Consider the following 288-nt stretch of genomic DNA (forward strand, 5'->3'; position numbering starts at 1 on the left):
GCTCAATCTGTGTATTGATTTGATCGACTTGCTCTTGCTCGCTGCGCATATTAGTAATGGGCTGACTTTGAATAAGTGCGGCTTGCTGCTGTTGCAGGTCGGTAAGCGCTTTACGTTGCTGCTGAATTCGGGGTTGGTCTAGGTTTTGCTGTGTAATTAACTTATCAAAATCAGTTTGTAGCTTTTTGGCTTGCTTGTCATGCGCACGCTTGTCAGTGACCAAGCTGACATTATTTTGTAGCAGCGTCTTTAATCGGCTACAAGTACTGTCAAAGGTAGCCATATCTG

1 protein-coding gene is annotated in these 288 nt (G+C 44.4%); it reads right to left on the bottom strand.

Annotation, left to right across the window (positions count from 1 at the left end):
• On the bottom strand, nt 1-288 hold a 288-nt coding region (locus AAEY83_RS14000), incomplete at both ends, for a hypothetical protein (RefSeq protein ID WP_351059749.1).

Source organism: Psychrobacter sp. TB20-MNA-CIBAN-0197 (assembly GCF_040309765.1).
GTDB lineage: Bacteria > Pseudomonadota > Gammaproteobacteria > Pseudomonadales > Moraxellaceae > Psychrobacter > Psychrobacter submarinus.